At 34.1% G+C, this 18266-nt stretch carries 16 protein-coding genes and 1 tRNA gene; 6 read left to right on the forward strand and 11 right to left on the reverse strand.

Annotation, left to right across the window (positions count from 1 at the left end):
* Positions 1-109: 109 nt before the first annotated feature.
* The 4 genes from FGF67_RS04480 to FGF67_RS04495 all read right to left on the reverse strand — a co-directional run bounded on the left by FGF67_RS04480 (position 110) and on the right by FGF67_RS04495 (position 7291).
* Positions 110-183: transfer RNA gene (locus tag FGF67_RS04480), tRNA-Arg, on the reverse strand.
* A 405-nt stretch (positions 184-588) separates the two neighbouring features.
* Complete coding sequence (locus FGF67_RS04485; RefSeq protein ID WP_158293175.1) at positions 589-2211, reverse strand: carbohydrate binding domain-containing protein; 1623 nt, start codon at positions 2209-2211, stop codon at positions 589-591.
* A gap of 48 nt (positions 2212-2259) precedes the next feature.
* Positions 2260-4065: a RagB/SusD family nutrient uptake outer membrane protein gene (locus FGF67_RS04490; protein ID WP_199240654.1), complete on the reverse strand. Its 1806-nt coding sequence runs from the start codon at positions 4063-4065 to the stop codon at positions 2260-2262.
* Positions 4066-4159: 94 nt separating this feature from the next.
* A complete protein-coding gene (locus tag FGF67_RS04495; RefSeq protein WP_139695288.1) occupies positions 4160-7291 on the reverse strand; it encodes a SusC/RagA family TonB-linked outer membrane protein in 3132 nt (1043 codons plus the stop codon).
* 566 nt (positions 7292-7857) lie between these two features.
* Here FGF67_RS04495 and FGF67_RS04500 point away from each other — a divergent pair.
* The 6 genes from FGF67_RS04500 to FGF67_RS04525 all read left to right on the forward strand — a co-directional run bounded on the left by FGF67_RS04500 (position 7858) and on the right by FGF67_RS04525 (position 12211).
* Positions 7858-8487: a Crp/Fnr family transcriptional regulator gene (locus FGF67_RS04500; RefSeq protein WP_139695289.1), complete on the forward strand. Its 630-nt coding sequence runs from the start codon at positions 7858-7860 to the stop codon at positions 8485-8487.
* A gap of 152 nt (positions 8488-8639) precedes the next feature.
* Positions 8640-9197, forward strand: a complete 558-nt coding sequence (locus FGF67_RS04505; RefSeq protein ID WP_139695290.1) for a YeeE/YedE family protein — start codon at positions 8640-8642, stop codon at positions 9195-9197.
* A 3-nt stretch (positions 9198-9200) separates the two neighbouring features.
* Positions 9201-9614 (forward strand): DUF6691 family protein, encoded by a 414-nt coding sequence (locus FGF67_RS04510; protein ID WP_139695291.1) that lies wholly within the window; start codon positions 9201-9203, stop codon positions 9612-9614.
* Between the two features lie 2 nt (positions 9615-9616).
* Positions 9617-10408: a sulfite exporter TauE/SafE family protein gene (locus tag FGF67_RS04515; RefSeq protein ID WP_139695292.1), complete on the forward strand. Its 792-nt coding sequence runs from the start codon at positions 9617-9619 to the stop codon at positions 10406-10408.
* 109 nt (positions 10409-10517) lie between these two features.
* The gene (locus FGF67_RS04520; RefSeq protein ID WP_139695293.1) at positions 10518-11930 is read left to right on the forward strand and encodes an MBL fold metallo-hydrolase; all 1413 of its coding nucleotides are present in this window, start codon (positions 10518-10520) and stop codon (positions 11928-11930) included.
* Between the two features lie 11 nt (positions 11931-11941).
* On the forward strand, positions 11942-12211 hold the full coding sequence (locus FGF67_RS04525) for a heavy-metal-associated domain-containing protein (RefSeq protein ID WP_139695294.1): 270 nt from the start codon (positions 11942-11944) through the stop codon (positions 12209-12211).
* Between the two features lie 4 nt (positions 12212-12215).
* Here the strand turns inward: FGF67_RS04525 and FGF67_RS04530 are convergent, their stop codons facing one another.
* The 7 genes from FGF67_RS04530 to FGF67_RS04560 form a co-directional block, all read right to left on the reverse strand.
* On the reverse strand, positions 12216-12491 hold the full coding sequence (locus FGF67_RS04530) for an ATP-dependent Clp protease adaptor ClpS (RefSeq protein ID WP_139695295.1): 276 nt from the start codon (positions 12489-12491) through the stop codon (positions 12216-12218).
* 30 nt (positions 12492-12521) lie between these two features.
* A complete protein-coding gene (prmA, locus tag FGF67_RS04535) occupies positions 12522-13358 on the reverse strand; it encodes a 50S ribosomal protein L11 methyltransferase (RefSeq protein ID WP_139695296.1) in 837 nt (278 codons plus the stop codon).
* A 130-nt stretch (positions 13359-13488) separates the two neighbouring features.
* The gene (gene tpiA, locus FGF67_RS04540) at positions 13489-14238 is read right to left on the reverse strand and encodes a triose-phosphate isomerase (protein WP_139695297.1); all 750 of its coding nucleotides are present in this window, start codon (positions 14236-14238) and stop codon (positions 13489-13491) included.
* Positions 14239-14309: 71 nt separating this feature from the next.
* Complete coding sequence (locus FGF67_RS04545; protein ID WP_139695298.1) at positions 14310-14798, reverse strand: TlpA family protein disulfide reductase; 489 nt, start codon at positions 14796-14798, stop codon at positions 14310-14312.
* 49 nt (positions 14799-14847) lie between these two features.
* Positions 14848-15924 carry an ABC transporter permease gene (locus tag FGF67_RS04550; protein WP_139695299.1) on the reverse strand — a complete coding sequence of 359 codons (1077 nt, stop codon included), beginning with the start codon at positions 15922-15924 and terminating at the stop codon, positions 14848-14850.
* 19 nt (positions 15925-15943) lie between these two features.
* Positions 15944-17632, reverse strand: a complete 1689-nt coding sequence (locus tag FGF67_RS04555) for a BT_3928 family protein (protein WP_139695300.1) — start codon at positions 17630-17632, stop codon at positions 15944-15946.
* Entirely contained in the window at positions 17629-18174 is a 546-nt protein-coding gene (locus FGF67_RS04560; RefSeq protein ID WP_139695301.1) for a DUF1599 domain-containing protein, read from the reverse strand. Before FGF67_RS04560 ends, FGF67_RS04555 begins: the two co-directional genes overlap by 4 nt.
* Positions 18175-18266 lie beyond the last annotated feature (92 nt).

The raw sequence follows: 18266 nt of genomic DNA on the forward strand, positions 1-18266 counted from the left end.
CAGTAATTACTAAAGAATACAATCCTTTTTGAATGAATTTTAAAGTTGTGAAAAATAAATTGAAGCAACAAAAAACCCTATAAACTAATATTTACAGGGTTTTTCTTTGTGACCACGCCAGGATTCAAACCTGGAACCTCTTGAGCCGTAATCAAGTGCGCTATTCAGTTGCGCCACGTGGCCATTTTTGTGGCTGCAAATATACAGTTTTTATTAAAAGACTACCAAATATTTTTATCTATTTTAAAATAATTTTCATACAATTCGTCTACCCCTTTTAAGGAGGCCTCTATTTTGAAACAATTTGCAAATAGATTAGATTTAGTCCCTAAATTTATTTCTTCACCATATCTTAATTTTACTTTATCTTAGAAGCAAAAATCGAGTCAATAAATGCATCCATTAACATTTGCTTTTAATATGAACTCAATTTTACTGAAAGCCCGACCAGTTCTTAAATTATCAATTAAATTTTGAGTTATATATTAAAAATACTCAAGCCCATTTACAATCAATAAACGGGCTTGAACTTCTTACATAAAACTTGGTTTTATGCTACTAAAATAATAAAACTAACTTAACAAAACACTATGGTCTTTCTTCTACATCATTAATGTAGAAGTTATCAAAATATGCTACATAATCAGAATTACCTGCTCCATTTGGTAATATTCTAAAATATAATTGTGATAATACTCCTGTGGATGTAAACTCTTTTTCAACGGTAACCCATTGACCTCTTACTTGATCAGGATTCACCCAAAAATTAGCCCATTCCTGCAATCTCCACAAACTAATTTCACTTGGTAAATTTGTGGAAGATTCCAAATACATTGAAAAACGCATAACATATTTTTTTCCTGCTTCAAAAGTAATTGCATCAGTATTCAACATAGATCTCATAGCACAACGTTTTCCATCTTCCATAGTCAACTTCATACTATAATCGCCTTTAAATGCTTTATCGGTTGTAAATTCATAATCGCCTTGATTTTCTCCCCAGGCAGGTGTAAATGGTCCCCATCTATTACCTCCATCTTCAAAACTAGCAATGGCGGGTGGTAACATATTTACATCATGCATGATTACCGGTAAATCTGTAAAAGCAACTGGCTTACGCGTATCTGTAGACTCTAATGTTCCATTACCATCATAAGAAACTGTAATCACATCTGGTCTATAAATAGGATCATTCAATTTAATCTGTAACAATGTTGCATCAGTAGGATGCAATTCAACCGAAGCAATTGAAAAATCCGTACCATTAACTGTAACCTTAAAATATGGCTCTTGACCAACAAAAGGTGCAAACTCACCATTAAAAGGCACTTGTATTGTTTCATCTTCTAATTCAATAACATCACCAGACACAACAAATGGCTTTGATGAGGGTATTACTTTTATTGGAGATGTTATAATGTATCTTGCCGATCCTCCTGGAATATTCTGTCCACTTCTTACTACATTAACCCCTGCTTGAAAAACTCCAAGTTTTTTAAAGATAATGTTGGCTACTTGTTCGCTGCTTCCTGCCACAACATCTTCTGGCGTTGATGGCACACCTTCTTTAGGCATATAGCGTACAAACCAATTACGCCCAGTTGGCTCTCCTTGCGTCGTTAAATCTTCAAACTCTAAAAAGTCTCCAGCCTCGACGTAAATTGTATCTGTACTGGTGTGATCAATCTCCAATCCGTTTTGTCTTACCTTAATCACAGGCGCAATAGTATCCCATACCTTAACAGAAAAGGTAGTATCAATAACCCATTGACCATTAATCCTCTCAGAACCTACAAAATAATCTTCAACACCATTGTTTCCACGAAAAGTCACAGAGTCTTTAAACGTATTATATAACCTTACCTCTTTCATACCTGCTTCTTGAAAATACACATGTACCGTTTTTGCATTTGACACCTGCTCTCTCGGTTCTATTATGAAGTTTTCAAGAATGCTATCTTGTCTTTTTATAGGCCCTTTCAAGAATGTTAATCCTGTTGATTTTAACTGCCATTCATGACTCGTAGTACCATAAGACAAATCAGAAAACGAAATGAAATTATTCAATGCAATGTTTAACTCTTTAGCTTGACCTGTACTCAAGTAAAAACCAACATCAGTAAGATCTGTGGGTGGCTCATAATCATCGTCTTGACATCCTATCAGTGCACCCACAACCAAGAACATCAATAATATTAATTTATTTTTCATTTTGTATATTTTAATTTCTTTAAACATTTTTTAACCTATACCTAAACTTTAAAAGTCAGAACCATATAGCTTAGGATTAGCAATAATCTCACTATTAGGAAGTGGCCAATACGCATGTGAATCAGGATTGTAGTTTTGAGAGGCCTCTACAAACTCATTCCAAGCTTCATCAATATTTGGGTCACCTGGAGTAAGTTCTTCTACAATAGAGGCCCATCGTGTTACATTTCTACCATCTTCTAGCGTAATAGGATAATGTAATGCATGGTATCTTCTTTTTGATAGTTCTTCAAAACGTTGTTTTTTAACACCCCATCTTCTCAAATCAATATTTCTCATACCTCCGTAACCTTCACAAGATAATTCTAGAGGATACTCTTTGTATCTTAAATGCTCCATTAAACTTGCTGCATCATAAACAATATTATCATGATCATTTTGTGGAAACTCTCCTGAACCATTTGGACCTAATAGTTGTACAGCTGAACGTCTTCTTACCTTATTGATATATAGCAATGCTTCATCTACATTACCCATTTCTATCATACACTCTGCATATTGTAAATAAATTTGAGCTAAACGAATGAGCCTTTCGTTGATTGCTGAACGCGATTTACCCGGAGATATTTCATCCTCGCTTTTCATACCAAGATCCCAATTGGTATGTTTTCTCCAAAATGCCGTCATTCTAACATTAAAATTAGAGGCCTGCCCCGTTTTTGGACTCCCGTAGTATCCTGTATCCTCATCATCAACCAATGCTACAGACCAAGAGGTTCTTAAACTGAATTTTCTAAACGTTTCATTACCATCTTCATCTATTACTTTATTTCTGGCATCTGAAAAATCTATTTGTTCATTTCTATATTCTAAAATTAACCAATTAGCTAGTACACCGCCCCACCAGCCACCTGGACCGCCTGTAAGTAACTTTTGTAATGACGATGTATTTGCAGTATCACGTCCATCCCATGGCCCTAGTTCATTCTTATAGTTCATGGTATAGTTTATTTCTAAAATAGACTCCTCATTAAACTCATCAAGCGTAGTAAAATTGCTTCCAATATTAGGAGCTAAAGAATAACCAAAATCATCAATCACTCTTTTAAAGTATACCGCCGCTTCAGAAAAATTACCAGCATATAAATGAGATTGACCTATTAAAGCAACCGCAGCACCAGCCGTAACTCTACCCAAATCTTTCGGGTCATCCCATGAAAATGGTAAATTCTCGGATGCATATTGTAAATCTTCTAAATAAAAAGTTCTAACTGCTTCTGCAGGGGAAACTGATTGATAAAAATCGGCTTCATTCTCTGGGACAAAATCAAAAATTGGAACAGATCCTTGATTATAAGAGTTATGTAAAATAAAATACATAAAACCTCTAAAAAATCTTGCTTGAGCGTAAACCTCTCTAGCTTCTTCCTCGTCATCTTCGTCTCCAAACGTTCCCATTAACCTTTTAGCCGCTTTTATAACTTGATTAGCTCTAAAAATAGTAACATACAATTGTGCCCATTTTTGGTTTGGAGAAGCATCAGCCTCAGTAAAAATTTGTAAATAATAAGGATTTACATTATTGGGCCTTTGATATCCAGTTCCCCAAGCTATGTCAGACCGTAACATTTCATCAATCAATTTATAATTATTTCCCGATGCAAATGCTTTATAGGTTGCTATAATACCCTTATCTAAATCTCCTAAATTTCTCCAAAATGTGCCCGTAGAAATTTGATTAGGATTAGTTTGCTCCAAAAACTCTTCTTCCTTACAGCCAAATAGAGCCATAGAGAATACCAATACGGCTATGGCAGCTATCTTGGCATGGTATGGTTTTAATATATATTTCATTGTCTTATTTTTTTTGATTAACATAATTTACTGATAACATGATACTTACTTCTTCAAATTTAATTGTTTTTCTCATACACTTAACATTAAAAGATTAGAAGTCAATCTGTAATCCAAGTCTAAATTGGTTACTCACGGGATAAGTCCCTTTATCGATACCTCTTGTACTAATACCGTTATTCCCAACCTCTGGATCAAACCCATCGTACTTTGTGAATGTTAAAGGGTTCTGAGCTGCAGCATAAATTCTAAATCGAGATACATTTATCTTTTCCGTAAGCTTTTTAGGTATAGTATACCCTAAGGCTATATTTCTCAATCTTATAAAAGATCCATCTTCTAACCAATAATCAGTAAAACCTCTAAAATTGTTATGATTAGGCCCTCTATTTACTGGAACTGGAGAATTATCATTTTGAGGTGCCCAAGCGTAAGCTAAATCTTTATGGTTTCTACTTTTATACGCTAAGGCTTTATTTCCATTAAGTATTTCGGCTCCTGAAGATGCATACCAAGACATAGAAAAATCGAAATTTTTAAAATATGCAGCAAAATTAAGTCCCATCTCAAATTCCGGAACCCCACTACCTACATACTGCCTATCATTAACATCTAAAACACCATCACCTGCATCTGGCACACCATCACCATCTGTATCAACCGTTAAAGCATCAACGTATCTTAAATCACCGAGCTTAGCATTAGGATCCAGCTGCTGGTACTCTGCTAATTCTTCATCGTTTGTAATCACTCCATTTGTCTTTATAAGAAAAAATGCACCAGCCTCATAACCTTCTGCTAATGCAGAAGTTAAGTCTTGATCATTATCGTGTCCTGAAATACTACTATCATCAAAATAGATTATCTTATTTGAACCTGACATGCTTGTCACTCTATTTTTATTTTTAGTAAACGTTAATCCTGCATTCCAGCTAAATTTACCTGCTTGTTTATAATTTAAAGCGTACTCAATACCTTGGTTAGTCATGTCACCTACGTTTAGAGTCACCTCTGCATTATTCCCTCCTCCAGCTGTTGGCGGAAGTAAAACTGGAAACAACATGTCTTTTTTCTCCGTTCTATAATAATCGGCCGAAAGTGTTAATTTGTTTTTAAACATACCTAAGTCAAATCCAAAGTTGGTAGATACTGAGGTTTCCCATTTTACATTAGGATTTGCAAATCCTGTCTGAATCGCCCCAAGTTTTAAATTTTCATTATCACCTTGACCTAGAGCATAATCATTATCTAGTGTAATAACTGCAAAAGCAGAATATGGGTCAATACCTTGATTTCCAATAGACCCAACACCACCTCTAATTTTAAAGGAGTTAGCTACAGACCTTAAAGGATCCCATAGCTTTTCATCAGACACATTCCAAGCGGCTGAAGCTCCTGGGAAAACCCCCCAATAGTTGGCAGGAAATACAGAAGAACCATCTCTACGTACACTAGCACTAAGCATATATTTACCTTTGTAATTATATTGAACTCTTCCAAGCATACCTATAAGTGTCTGCTCATAGTCTTGTCCCCATCTTCCTGTTCCAGATCCTGCATTTGGGTCAGAGGTTGCGCCATTCAATACAGTAATATCATTACTTAGAATATCACTACGTTCCCCAAAAAATGATGAATAATTGAACTTTTCAGCGGTATAAGCAGCCGTAATATTAATATTATGGTGACCAAAACTTTTTTGGTAGTTAAGAATATTTTCTAATGTTTGTCTTTTTCTTAGAGAACTTTCATTTCTAATTCTTGAACGTTGACTTGGTACCTCATCTCCATTAATATCTACCGCCACAAATTTGGGATTAATTAAACGTCTTGTTCTATTCTCATAACTTGCAGATGCTCTAACCGTGTACTTTAAATCCTTAGTAAAATTATAATCTGCAATTAAGCTCCCGTCAAAATACTGCGTTTCTGCATTATCCTTTTGAAGAAATTTATACCCTAAGTAAGATATGTTAGCAGCAGCACTACCTTCATCAGCCTCATCAATAGCTTCTTGATTCGGATCAATAGCTTGTCCTGAAGCAGGGTATCTAATGGCGTCTAACATTAAACCCCAAGGAGCACTATCTTGATCATCTATTCTAAACGATAATCCTGTTGCAATTCGCCATTTCCCTTTTTTGTATTCTGTATTTGATCGAACATTAAATCTATCTAATTTGGATTTAATGATAACCCCTTCTTGACTAAAGAAGTTTCCATTAACACTATAGGTTAAACCATTACTACCTCCAGAAACTCGTAAATTATAGTTTTGTATTGGTGCTTGATCATTTGTAATTGTTTCAACTAAGTTGGTGTTATTGGTCAACAAATAAGGATTTCTCTCAACCGAGGTCCAAGTATTACCATAAGTTCTATTATTCAATGCTTGAGACTGCAAAAACAACGTATAAAAATTATCTTCAACAGATAAGGTAGGCGTTCCCGAGGTAATATTTTGAACACCATAGTAACCATTCAACTCAACCTTCATCTGTCCTTGTTTACCTTTCTTTGTAGTAATTAATATTACCCCCGTTGCACCACGCGTACCATAAATAGCCGTAGACGACGCATCTTTAAGAATATCGATAGTTTCTATTTCACTTGGACTTAATCTTGGATCACCTTCAAAGGCAATACCATCTACCACATATAAAGGTCTATTGGCTCCATTAATAGAGGTTAAACCCCGTATTTGGATATTTGACTCAGCTCCTGGAGCCCCAGAACTTGCTGTTACGTTTACCCCTGCCACTTGGCCTTGAAGCGCTGTACCCAAATCAGAGGTGGCTGTTTGTAAGATAGTTTCAGAATCAACACGTGCAACTGCACCTGTAACTTCCTTCTTCTTTTGCGTACCATAACCTACTACAACAACTTCTTCTAACTCAGAGAGATCTTCTTCTAATTGAACGATTATGTTTTTTTGATCAGATACGGTAACATATTTGTCTATGTATCCTAAATAGTTGAATTCTAAAACATCACCTTTGTTAGCGGTTAACGTAAAGTTTCCGTCAAAATCCGTAATAGCACCCTTTGTGGTCCCCCTTACTAAGACAGTAACACCAGCCAAAGGTTCGGTTTCAGATTTTACGGTTCCTGTTATTTCAATGGATTGTCCATACATAGTATTGATGTTTAAACAAAACAATACCAAAAGACACAACTTGAATTGCCATTTCTTAAATGACCATTTTTCAAGGAAATCAATTTTCATATTTAATTAATTTTGGGTTTAGTTAATTTGTTAATTTTTTGTTAAATTATTTAAATCAAGACATAAAAAACACCTCATGATTAGCTTTTTCATGTAAACATTCAAAAGATTTAAATAATAATTACAAAAGAGTTTTCTAAAGATTTAGAAATAAGGTCTTATAAACTTTTAATGTCAAGTTTATTTAAAACAACCTTTACTTAAATTGGAATAATGTGTGGTTTTTTACTTGTCATAATTATTTTAGTTTAGTTATAGATTTTCATTCTGTTGATAAATATATCTAAAATTAAAGTTTAAATATAAAACCTGTTCTAAATATAAACTTGACATGATATTGACAAACACTACAACATACTGATTTTTAATGCTATACATAAAAACAACAATATAACATCTTTAGAGAACCAAAAAATTTGTATCTATTAAAAGTTAATAAAAATCACGTTAAAAAACAGGATAATTCTTTCAAAAAAACAAATTAGATTTAAAATTTCAAGAAATATTCTCCTTATAAAAGCAAAATATTTCGTCTTATTTGCCTTATAAATCATTATTTTTGATGCATGACAGATTCACTGCTAACAGAGAAATATAATCACATTCTTGACGAACAAGTTTTAAATGAAATTGCTGAAATAGGTATTTTTAAAACATTTCAAAAAGATGACATTATTATAGACATTAATCAGCCACTAAAACATATTCCTTTATTGTTAAGTGGTAATATTAAAATTTTGAGAGAAGACGAGCATGGTAACGAATTGCTTATCTATTTTTTAGAAGCTGGTGAAACATGCACCATGTCGCTTACCTGCTGTATGGGAACCACTAAAAGCAAAATTAGAGCTGTGGCCGAACAGAATTCAAGTTTAGTCATGATTCCTGTACAATATATGGAAAAGTGGTTTCATGAAAATGCAAGTTGGAGAAATTTTATTTTGGAAAGCTATCAAACCAGATTTGATGAAATGCTTGAGGCCATAGACAATCTAGCCTTTATAAAAATGCATGAACGTTTACTTAAGTATTTAATTAACAAAACGGTATTACATGGTTCAAATACCATTATAGTTAAACACCAAGATATTGCCATTGATTTAAATACTTCAAGAGTAGTTATATCTAGACTTTTAAAACAACTTGAGAACGAGAATAAAATAAAACTTAGCAGAAATAAAATTGAGATTCTTTAAATTTTAAATAAGAGGTCACTTTTTATTCATACACATTTAACCTATGCACATTTAGCAATAAATGGTCATAGGTAAATATATTTTTTCTCTAAGTAACATATATTACATAACAATCATTACAAGAAAATAACTTTGCACAAAAAAAATTGACTATGGAAGTTCTTTTAAATCCTTGGCCTTGGTATGTATCTGGGCCATTAATAGCCCTTGTCATGGCCTTACTTTTATACTTTGGAAAAACCTTTGGTATGTCCTCCAACCTAAAAACACTTTGCGCTATGGGTGGTGCTGGAAAATTTTCCGATATGTTCAGATTCAAGTGGCGGGATCAAATTTGGAACTTAACTGTACTTGTTGGTGCCATGATTGGTGGTTTTATCGCGGTTAATTATTTATCAAATGATAGTGGAACAGATCTTAACCCAAAAACAGTATTAGAACTTCAAACTATGAATTTTGAAACCCCTGGAGCGAAACTTGTTCCTGATGAAATTTACAGTTTTGATGCGGTAGCCAGCCCTAAAGGTCTTATTTTACTCATTATTGGCGGTTTATTAGTAGGGTTTGGTACAAGATATGCCGACGGATGTACCTCTGGGCATGCTATTACTGGACTAAGCAGTTTACAAAAACCCTCGCTTATTGCTGTTATAGGCTTTTTTATAGGCGGACTTATCATGACGAATTTTATTCTACCATTACTATTTTAGATTATGAAACTATTAAAATATTTACTCGTTGGAATCTTTTTTGGTATTGTTTTAGTAAAATCTGAAGCCGTATCATGGTTTAGAATTTATGAAATGTTCAGATTTCAATCATTTCATATGTACGGCATTATTGGTTCTGCTGTTATTTCTGGTATTATTTTCCTTCAAATCTCAAAACGAGGTTATATAAAAAGCTTTAAAGGAGCGCATATTTTTGTTCCTAAGAAAGAAAATGGATTTGCAAGATTAATTATTGGTGGCACTATTTTTGGCCTTGGCTGGGCATTAATTGGTGCATGTCCTGGCCCTATGTACATTTTACTAGGTGCAGGTGTTTGGAGCATGATTATTGTTATTGCAGCAGCAGTACTAGGTACTTTTATTTACGGCATACTCAAAAATAAACTTCCGCATTAATCATGGATAATATCCAGGTATTAGGTTATATAGGCGCCCTTATAGTTGGTCTTGTTTTAGGCTTAATTGGTGGTGGTGGCTCTATCTTAACCGTGCCCTTGCTTGTATATCTTTTAGGATATAATCCTGTTATAGCCACAGCTTATTCGCTTTTTGTTGTAGGTACTACTTCTTTAGTTGGCACCTATAAAAAGCATAAAAAAGGCCTTGTAGATTTTAAAACAGGTTTAGCCTTTTCTTTTCCATCTTTCGCGGCTGTTTACCTTACTCGTAGATACTTAGTTCCAAATATACCCGAAACGCTATTCTCATTTGAAAACTACACCCTAACCAAAGACATGGGGATCATGATTTTCTTTGCTCTTATTATGGTAATAGCCTCAATATCTATGATAAAAGACAACAAAGAAAAAGTTGTTTATACCATACCGCAGGCTTATTACAAAACCTTTATTCAAGGTTTAATAATTGGTATGATAACTGGTATAATTGGAGCTGGCGGTGGATTTCTGTACGTTCCTGCATTGGTTATTTGGGCCAACATACCTATGAAGAAAGCGGTTGGCACCTCTTTAATTATCGTCACTATTAATTCTCTCATCGGGTTTATTGGCGATGTTCAAACCATAGATATTGAATGGAGTTTTCTTATTATTTTCACACTTATTTCAATAGCAGGAATTATTTTTGGGGTATTCCTATCAAAGTTTATAAGTGGTAAGAAACTAAAAAAAAGCTTTGGCTTTTTTGTTCTCCTAATGGCCAGCTATATAATATACAAAGAACTTAACTAAACTATGTAATATAAGTTACAAAAGAAATCCTGCTCTAATTGTAATTTTGTATGCTCATTTTAGAAAAAGAAATACTCTTTTAAAACAAAAGACAAAAGATAAGATTGCAATGAAAATAGAACAAATTTATACGGGATGTTTAGCTCAAGGAGCCTACTATATTGAATCAAAGGGAGAAGTTGCCATCATTGACCCTTTAAGGGAAACACAACAATATGTTAACAAGGCCAAGGCTGAAGATGCTAAAATTAAATACATTTTTGAGACTCATTTTCACGCTGATTTTGTTTCGGGTCATTTAGATTTGGCCAAAAAAACGGGTGCTACCATTGTATTTGGTCCAAATGCAAAAACAGAGTATGCCATATATAGTGCACACGATAATGAAGAATTTAAATTGGGAGAGATTACCATAAAAGTGCTCCACACCCCAGGACATACCCTAGAGTCTTCTACTTTCCTTGTTATTGACGAAAACGGTAAAGAGCATGCTATCTTTTCTGGAGATACTTTGTTTTTAGGAGATGTGGGCAGACCAGACTTAGCCGTTAAATCAGATCTTTCAAAGGAAGATTTAGCAGGAATGCTTTTTGATTCACTTCGCAACAAAATTATGACTTTGCCTGATGATATAATAGTTTACCCAGCTCATGGTGCTGGTTCCGCCTGTGGAAAAAACCTGAGTAAAGAGACTGTTGGTATTTTAGGAGAGCAAAAAAAGACCAACTATGCGTTAAGATCAGACATGAGCAAAGCCGAATTTGTGAAAGAAGTACTTGACGGTATTGCTCCACCACCCCAGTATTTTGCAAAAAATGCCATGATGAATAAACAAGGGTATGCTAATTTTGAAACCGTTCTTGAACAAGGTAACAAGCCATTATCACCTGAAGCATTTGAATACTTAGCAAATGAAGAAGGTGCTTTAGTGCTAGATGTTAGAACACAACAAGATTTTGTAAAAGGTTACATTCCCAATGCTATTTTTATTGGCTTAAATGGCGGGTTTGCACCTTGGGTGGGCGCCTTAATTTCCGATTTAAAACAACCTATTTTACTTGTTGCCCCAGAAGGAAAAGCACAAGAAGCTATTACAAGATTATCACGTGTTGGTTATGATAATACTTTAGGTTATCTTGAAGGTGGAATTGACGCCTGGAAAGCTGCTGGTAAGGATATTGAAACTATTTCTTCGATTTCAGCCGAAACCCTTGCTCAGCATTTAAAAAATGAAACTATACATATTCTAGATGTTAGGAAAGATGGCGAGTTTAAATCTGAACATTTAGATCATGCCGCTGTTAACCATTTTGCTTTAGATTTTATCAATGCACATATGGGTGACATTGACAAAAACAAAACCTACTATATTCATTGTGCTGGTGGCTACCGCTCAGTTATTGCTGCATCCATTTTAAAGGCCAGAGGATTTGATAATTTAATAGACATTGATGGTGGCTTTGACGCTATGAAGAAGGCAGGGTTACCGACAACAGAATATGTTTGTCCGTCAACATTATAAATATACTACTTATGAAAGCAAATATTCAAGTTCAAAACTTAAAGTGCCATGGATGTGCAACAACCATAAAAAATAAATTAGTGGGCATTGAAGACATTTCTGATTTAAACATAGATGCAGAAACCAAAACGGTTAGTTTCAGCTACTCTAACACAGATACTATTAATGAGGTAAAACAAGTACTAGCTAGTGCTGGTTATCCAGAGGAAGGAGATAAAAATGTACTTACTACTAAAGCAAAATCTTTTGTAAGTTGCGCCATGGGGAAAATGAACGCCTAGTTTTTTAAACTATTTCGGCACTTAAACCAGCTTCCAATAACATAGAACAGCGTGGTTTTAAGTCGTCAAATTCGCCTGTTTTTACCGTACATTTTCCGTTGTAATGTACTATTAGAGAACATTGCTCGGCTTGTTCTGCAGTATGGTCACAGGCATAAATAAGGGTATCAATAACATGATCAAAAGTATTTACATCATCGTTATACAACACAATTTCATTTTGCGTAACTACCTCTTCCTCAAGCAGAAGCTCTTCTGATATTTTTTCTTTTAAACTCATAGCTTTAACTTTTTTATGCAAAAACTTAGACTAAGTTAAAAATTTTAAAGCAACCCAATTATTTCTTTCTAATTTTTCTTCAAATTTTAACAGATGCGTTTCACAAGCCGCTTTGATAGCAGGAATATCATCATTATAAAATCCACTTAATAACAACATGCCTCCTGCATTTAAACAAGATACATAAGTCGCCATATCTTGTAGCAGAATATTTCTGTTGATATTAGCTATTATAATATCATAAGTATGTTCACCCAATACAGAAGCATCACCTTCTATAACCGTGATGTGTTCGCAATGATTTCTATCAACATTTTCAAGACTATTTAGGTAGCACCAGTTATCATAATCAACCGCATCAATAGGTTTTGCTCCTTTCATTTCAGCTAAAATAGCCAAAACTCCAGTACCACATCCCATATCTAAAACAGATTTTCCTTTAAAGTCATTCTTTAAAATATGTTGAATCATCATATGTGTGGTTTCATGATGACCTGTACCAAAACTCATTTTGGGTTCAATGACAATATCATATGGAGTATTAAACTTGTCATGAAAAGGCGCTCTCACAGCACAAATATCATCCACAACTATTGGATTAAAATTTTTCTCCCATTCAGCATTCCAATTGGTTTGCTCAATTTCATTGAAAGAATACGTTATAATAAACTCCTCGGAATTTAAAATTTGAATGTCATCCAAAATACTATTATGCCATTCCTCTTTTTGAATATAAGCCGTTACCCCATGTGGCGTTTCCACAAAGCTTTCAAAACCAGCATACCCTAACTCTGCAATTAGGATTTCCACTCCTGGTTGTTCGGGCGATACTTCAAATTCGTATCCTATATAAATGATATTTGACATTTTTATTTTTTTTTAGTAAAAGGCTAACCCAGAAATAATAACTTTTTCGAGAATCAGAAACACATCGCATTAAAAAACGTAACCCCTATGAAATATAGAGGTTACACTTAAATACTTTATTCTGATTTAATTAAAATGCATTTACAATGGCATAAAAATCTTCAGCATTAAGTGACGCACCGCCTATTAGACCACCATCAACATCTGGTTTAGAGAAAATTTCATTAGCATTCGCTGGCTTTACGCTACCTCCATAAAGAACAGAAACGCTATTGGCTACAGCATCACCATATTTATCAGCTAATGTTTTTCTAATAAAAGCATGCATATCTTGAGCTTGCTCAGGGCTGGCTGTTTCACCAGTTCCAATAGCCCAAACAGGTTCGTACGCCAAAACGATGTTTTTAAACGCTTCTGCTTCTAAATGAAATAAAGCATTTTTAATTTGATTTCCTACAACAGTTTCTTCATTACCAGCCTTTCTATCTGCTAATTCTTCTCCAAAACAAAAAATTACGCGCATATCATTTGCTAAAGCTGCATCAACTTTTTTAGCTAATAACTCATCGGTTTCATTAAAATACTCTCTACGCTCACTGTGCCCTAAAATAACAGTATTTATGCCAATACTTTTTAACATGCTAGCACTGATTTCACCGGTGTAAGCACCACTTTCAGCAAAATGCATATTCTGAGCGATAACCTCAATATCTGTTCCCATTAAGCTTTTATTTGCTTGCCATAAATTAGTTGCTGTTGGCGCTACCATGACCTCTGCATTTGATGTTTTGGTTTGTCCTTTTAAGCTTGTAATTAATGCCTCGGTTTGTGATAAATCATTGTTCATCTTCCAGTTTCCAGCTACGATTTGTTTTCTCATTTTTGTTATTTTACCTCCCAACCGGAAGGATTATTTATTAATAGTTACTTCTAAATTTATTGCAAATGTAATTATAAAAGGGCTTCCGTAATCTGATTATTATCAGCTTCTACCGCTTTAAACAATTTTATATTTCCTTCTGAATCTACCACCATATACCTAGGAATCCAATCAATATTCACAAAATCACCAAAGGCACTTTTTTTACCATTTGGCAAATAATAGTGTTCTCCTTGAATACGATACTTTTTGATACCACGTTTCCAGGCATCTTGTCCTCTATCTAAAGACAAAAACAAATAAACCGCTTCAGGATGTGCTTCTTGCAGGGCTCTTACTTTAGGCATACCTTTAATACAATCTCCACACCACGATGCCCAAATGTCTATAATGATTAATTTTCCTTGGTGCTGATTTAAAACCTCTTTAAACACTACAGTATCACCTTCTAAATTAACAAAAGTATCATTTAGAGCTGCTTCAGAAAATTTTGTTTTATCCTGTGATTCACAGTTTGAAAAGCTTAATAAAGCCAACAGTAAGTAAATTACTTTCCTCATATAGTTTTTCTTTTAATTTATTAAGATTAGTCGGTAAGTATTCAAATCATTACTCCAATTTCACCTTAGGATCTAACCATGCATAAATTAAGTCTACAAAAATATTGATAATTATAAACAATATGGCAATAATTAACACAGAACCCATAATTACAGGCAGGTCTAGCGTATTTAAGGCATTTACAATTTCTTTCCCTAAGCCATTCCATCCAAAAATATACTCCACAAAAACAGCTCCAGCTAGCATACTTGCAAACCAACCTGAAATAGCTGTAACCACAGGGTTTAAAGCATTTTTTACAGCATGTTTCTTTATTATTTGAAACTCACTTAATCCTTTTGCTCTAGCAGTTCTAATAAAATCTTGATTAAAAACTTCAAGTAAAGAATTACGCATAAGCTGAATGACTACTGCCAAAGGACGAATACCTAAAACAATAGCGGGTAAAATAAGATTCTTCCACCTAATATGAATGGCTTCACCAAAATCATCGAGCTCATACAAACTCCCTGTCATTTCTAAATTGGTATAGGCATGCAAAACATAACCAAAGACCCATGCAAATAAAATAGCACTAAAAAACGATGGCACACTCATGCCTAAAGTGCTTAATATTTGAATGGTTTTATCTAACCAAGTATCTTTATAAAGCGCGGAAAAAATTCCTAAAAAAATTCCTAAAACTATAGCTATCACTATTGCTGATACCGCTAAAACAAATGTATTGGGCAGGGTTTCTGCTAAAACTTCGCTCACTCTTTTGCCTTGCTTTGCAAATGATTCTCTTAGGTAAGGCAACTTTACGGCTACAATTATATTTCCTACACTAAAAAGTTGTTTGGCATTATATTTTCCAGTCTGCAAATTGGTATAATGACCAGCCGTTTTAGAGTGCAATGAAAGTGGAGACAAATCATTTAAATAATACACATATTGGGTAGTGATGGGTTTATCAAACCCATATTTTTTCTTTACTGCTAACAACTGCTCACTATCCTCATTCTGTCCGAGCATCATTTGGGCTGGGTCTCCTGGCAGTACATTAAATAAAAAGAATATCACAGTGACTACCCCAAACAATGTGAGTAGTGCATATCCTATTTTATTTATAATATAGTTTATCAGTTTGTCTTACAATTAATAATCATTCAACATCTTTTAATAACTCCATAAGCCATGGATTATCTTTTTCCTGTGTTTTAATGTCACTTAAGGTAAAAGCCTCAAACTTAAAATTACTTCCAAATAATTTTTTGCCATTTTGTTCCACAGTACTTTTAAAACCAGCAACGAAACGTAACGAATCAACAAGCGACACATTTTTTATTGGCCAAATAATGTTTGTTGGAGCACTATTTTGATTTAACACTGTACCTTGAGTGCCATAGATTTGCTCCTTTCCAATACTCATTAAATAGCGATCTTTTGCCATTGCAAACTTGACAAAATCTAACTGACCCATTTTTGCAGCTTTTTCAAGGGTAGGTAAATAATCTTCAATTTTATTAGAATGTTGTATAACATAAAAGGCAACTGAACTTGTTTTATCTCCCACTAATGTTTTGCCTGGATAACCAAATTCTTTTATAATTTTTTCAACGTCAATCAAATTTAAACTATCTAATTCCGATTGCTCTTTAAAATTCTTATCATAGTTTTCCCAAGTGTCTCGATACTTCTGATCAAGGCTAAAAATGGTATCTAATTTGCTCTTTAGTTTTAAATTTGAAAAAGTTGCAGGCAACTCTAAGGTTTCTATATCATTCCAATGTACCTTTTGTTTTACGGTTCCTTTATCAAGCACCAAAACACCAGGATTAGAACGCACCACCGTTTTAAGTGCTTTTTCGTCACATAAATACCAAGAAAAATCTAAATTATAAGCTTCATTAATACGCTGTTTTGCTTCAGCTCCCGAGGCTGTTAAACCAATAATGCTATAGCCCATTTTTAAGGCATCATCTTGAAGGTTCTTCAACTTTAACGCTCCATTCTTTTCAATTTTATCCAAATTATAGGATATCACAAGAATAACATGCTCTTGACTTAGAAAATATTCTGTTAAATCTTCATCATCAAATTCAATAGAAAAATCAACTACTGGTGGGGTATAACCTTCCTCGATAACTTTAGTATCAACAGATACAAAATCGCCTTCAACGGAAGGGTAAGAACCATCTGTTACAATGTCTTGTTCCTTTCCATTCACATTAAACGTCCAAGTATATTCCAAAACAGGCTTTGCAGCATCTTCTGGAACTTTCATGCCCTCGGCAATATTAGCACCTATTTTATAAGCTCTAAAATCAATCCACGGTAAATGTTCTAAAACATGATAACCAAACCATAAGCTTACAATAAAACTTAACAATGCCAAAGAGGTAGTTTGTAATTTACCAAAAACAGGCTGGATATATTTTACACCTACAAACAAGATTAAAATAAAAACCAAGAGCACCACATCTTTGGTAAAGCTTTCCCATGGTGTAAGTTTTAAAGCATCACCAAAACAACCACAATCTTTTACCTTATCAAAATAAGCAGAATAGAACGTGAGAAACGTAAAAAAAAGAATCATAAGCAATAAGCTCCAAACTGTAAATTTGGGTTTATAACCTACGAGTAAAAAAGCGCCTAGAACAACTTCAAAAACCACAACTAAAACAGAAATACCCAACGCATAAGGCTCTAAAAACGGAATATTTAAAACATCTGGACTAAAATACTCTTGTAGCTTATAGGAAAACCCCAGCGGATCATTAAGTTTAATAAACCCAGATATAATAAACAATACACCAACAAATAGTCTTGAAACGGCTACTAATACCTTCATACCTCCTCTTCGTTTAAGTGAATCATAGCAAAAACAGCATAATTAATCATATCTTGATAGTTGGCCTCAATGCCTTCACTCACTAATGTTTTACCCTGGTTATTTTCAATTTCTTTAACGCGCAATAACTTTTGTAAAATCAAATCAGTAAGACTACTCACGCGCATTTCACGCCAGGCCTCACCATAATCATGGTTTTTATCTTCCATGAGTTTTTTGGTAATTCCTGCCTTTTCTGTATATAAGGTCATCGCTTCTTCGGTAGACATATCTGGCTGATTAACCACACCTTTATCTATTTGAATTAAGGCCATAATACAATAGTTAATTATACCTATAAACTCACTTTGTTGTCCTTCATCTACTTTTCTTACCGCATTTTCCTGAAGCCCTCTTATACGTTGTGCTTTAATAAAAATTTGATCGGTTAAAGATGGCAATCTAAGTATTCTCCAAGCGCTTCCATAATCACTCATTTTATTTCTAAATAAACTTTTACAAGTGTCTATGACGGCGTCATATTGTTTTGAAGTATCTTGCATGAATCAATTGAATTTTGCGTAAATTTCGCATAAATTATTAGAATGTTCAAGGTTTATGGTTTAAAGTTTTAAACGATATACAAACACCTTTA

This window comes from Allotamlana fucoidanivorans (assembly GCF_006265225.1).
In the GTDB taxonomy this organism is placed as follows: Bacteria; Bacteroidota; Bacteroidia; order Flavobacteriales; family Flavobacteriaceae; genus Allotamlana; species Allotamlana fucoidanivorans.

Excerpts from the sequence above, each read along its gene's own strand:
- FGF67_RS04560 (WP_139695301.1), bottom strand. The coding sequence starts at position 18,174 with ATGCAAGATACTTCAAAACAATATGACGCCGTCATAGACACTTGTAAA.
- FGF67_RS04515 (WP_139695292.1), top strand. The coding sequence starts at position 9,617 with ATGGATAATATCCAGGTATTAGGTTATATAGGCGCCCTTATAGTTGGT.
- FGF67_RS04495 (WP_139695288.1), bottom strand. The coding sequence starts at position 7,291 with ATGAAAATTGATTTCCTTGAAAAATGGTCATTTAAGAAATGGCAATTC.
- tpiA (WP_139695297.1), bottom strand. The coding sequence starts at position 14,238 with ATGAGAAAACAAATCGTAGCTGGAAACTGGAAGATGAACAATGATTTA.
- FGF67_RS04500 (WP_139695289.1), top strand. The coding sequence starts at position 7,858 with ATGACAGATTCACTGCTAACAGAGAAATATAATCACATTCTTGACGAA.
- FGF67_RS04555 (WP_139695300.1), bottom strand. The coding sequence starts at position 17,632 with ATGAAGGTATTAGTAGCCGTTTCAAGACTATTTGTTGGTGTATTGTTT.
- FGF67_RS04545 (WP_139695298.1), bottom strand. The coding sequence starts at position 14,798 with ATGAGGAAAGTAATTTACTTACTGTTGGCTTTATTAAGCTTTTCAAAC.
- FGF67_RS04490 (WP_199240654.1), bottom strand. The coding sequence starts at position 4,065 with ATGAAATATATATTAAAACCATACCATGCCAAGATAGCTGCCATAGCC.
- FGF67_RS04520 (WP_139695293.1), top strand. The coding sequence starts at position 10,518 with ATGAAAATAGAACAAATTTATACGGGATGTTTAGCTCAAGGAGCCTAC.
- FGF67_RS04530 (WP_139695295.1), bottom strand. The coding sequence starts at position 12,491 with ATGAGTTTAAAAGAAAAAATATCAGAAGAGCTTCTGCTTGAGGAAGAG.
- FGF67_RS04510 (WP_139695291.1), top strand. The coding sequence starts at position 9,201 with ATGAAACTATTAAAATATTTACTCGTTGGAATCTTTTTTGGTATTGTT.
- FGF67_RS04505 (WP_139695290.1), top strand. The coding sequence starts at position 8,640 with ATGGAAGTTCTTTTAAATCCTTGGCCTTGGTATGTATCTGGGCCATTA.
- FGF67_RS04525 (WP_139695294.1), top strand. The coding sequence starts at position 11,942 with ATGAAAGCAAATATTCAAGTTCAAAACTTAAAGTGCCATGGATGTGCA.
- prmA (WP_139695296.1), bottom strand. The coding sequence starts at position 13,358 with ATGTCAAATATCATTTATATAGGATACGAATTTGAAGTATCGCCCGAA.
- FGF67_RS04485 (WP_158293175.1), bottom strand. The coding sequence starts at position 2,211 with ATGAAAAATAAATTAATATTATTGATGTTCTTGGTTGTGGGTGCACTG.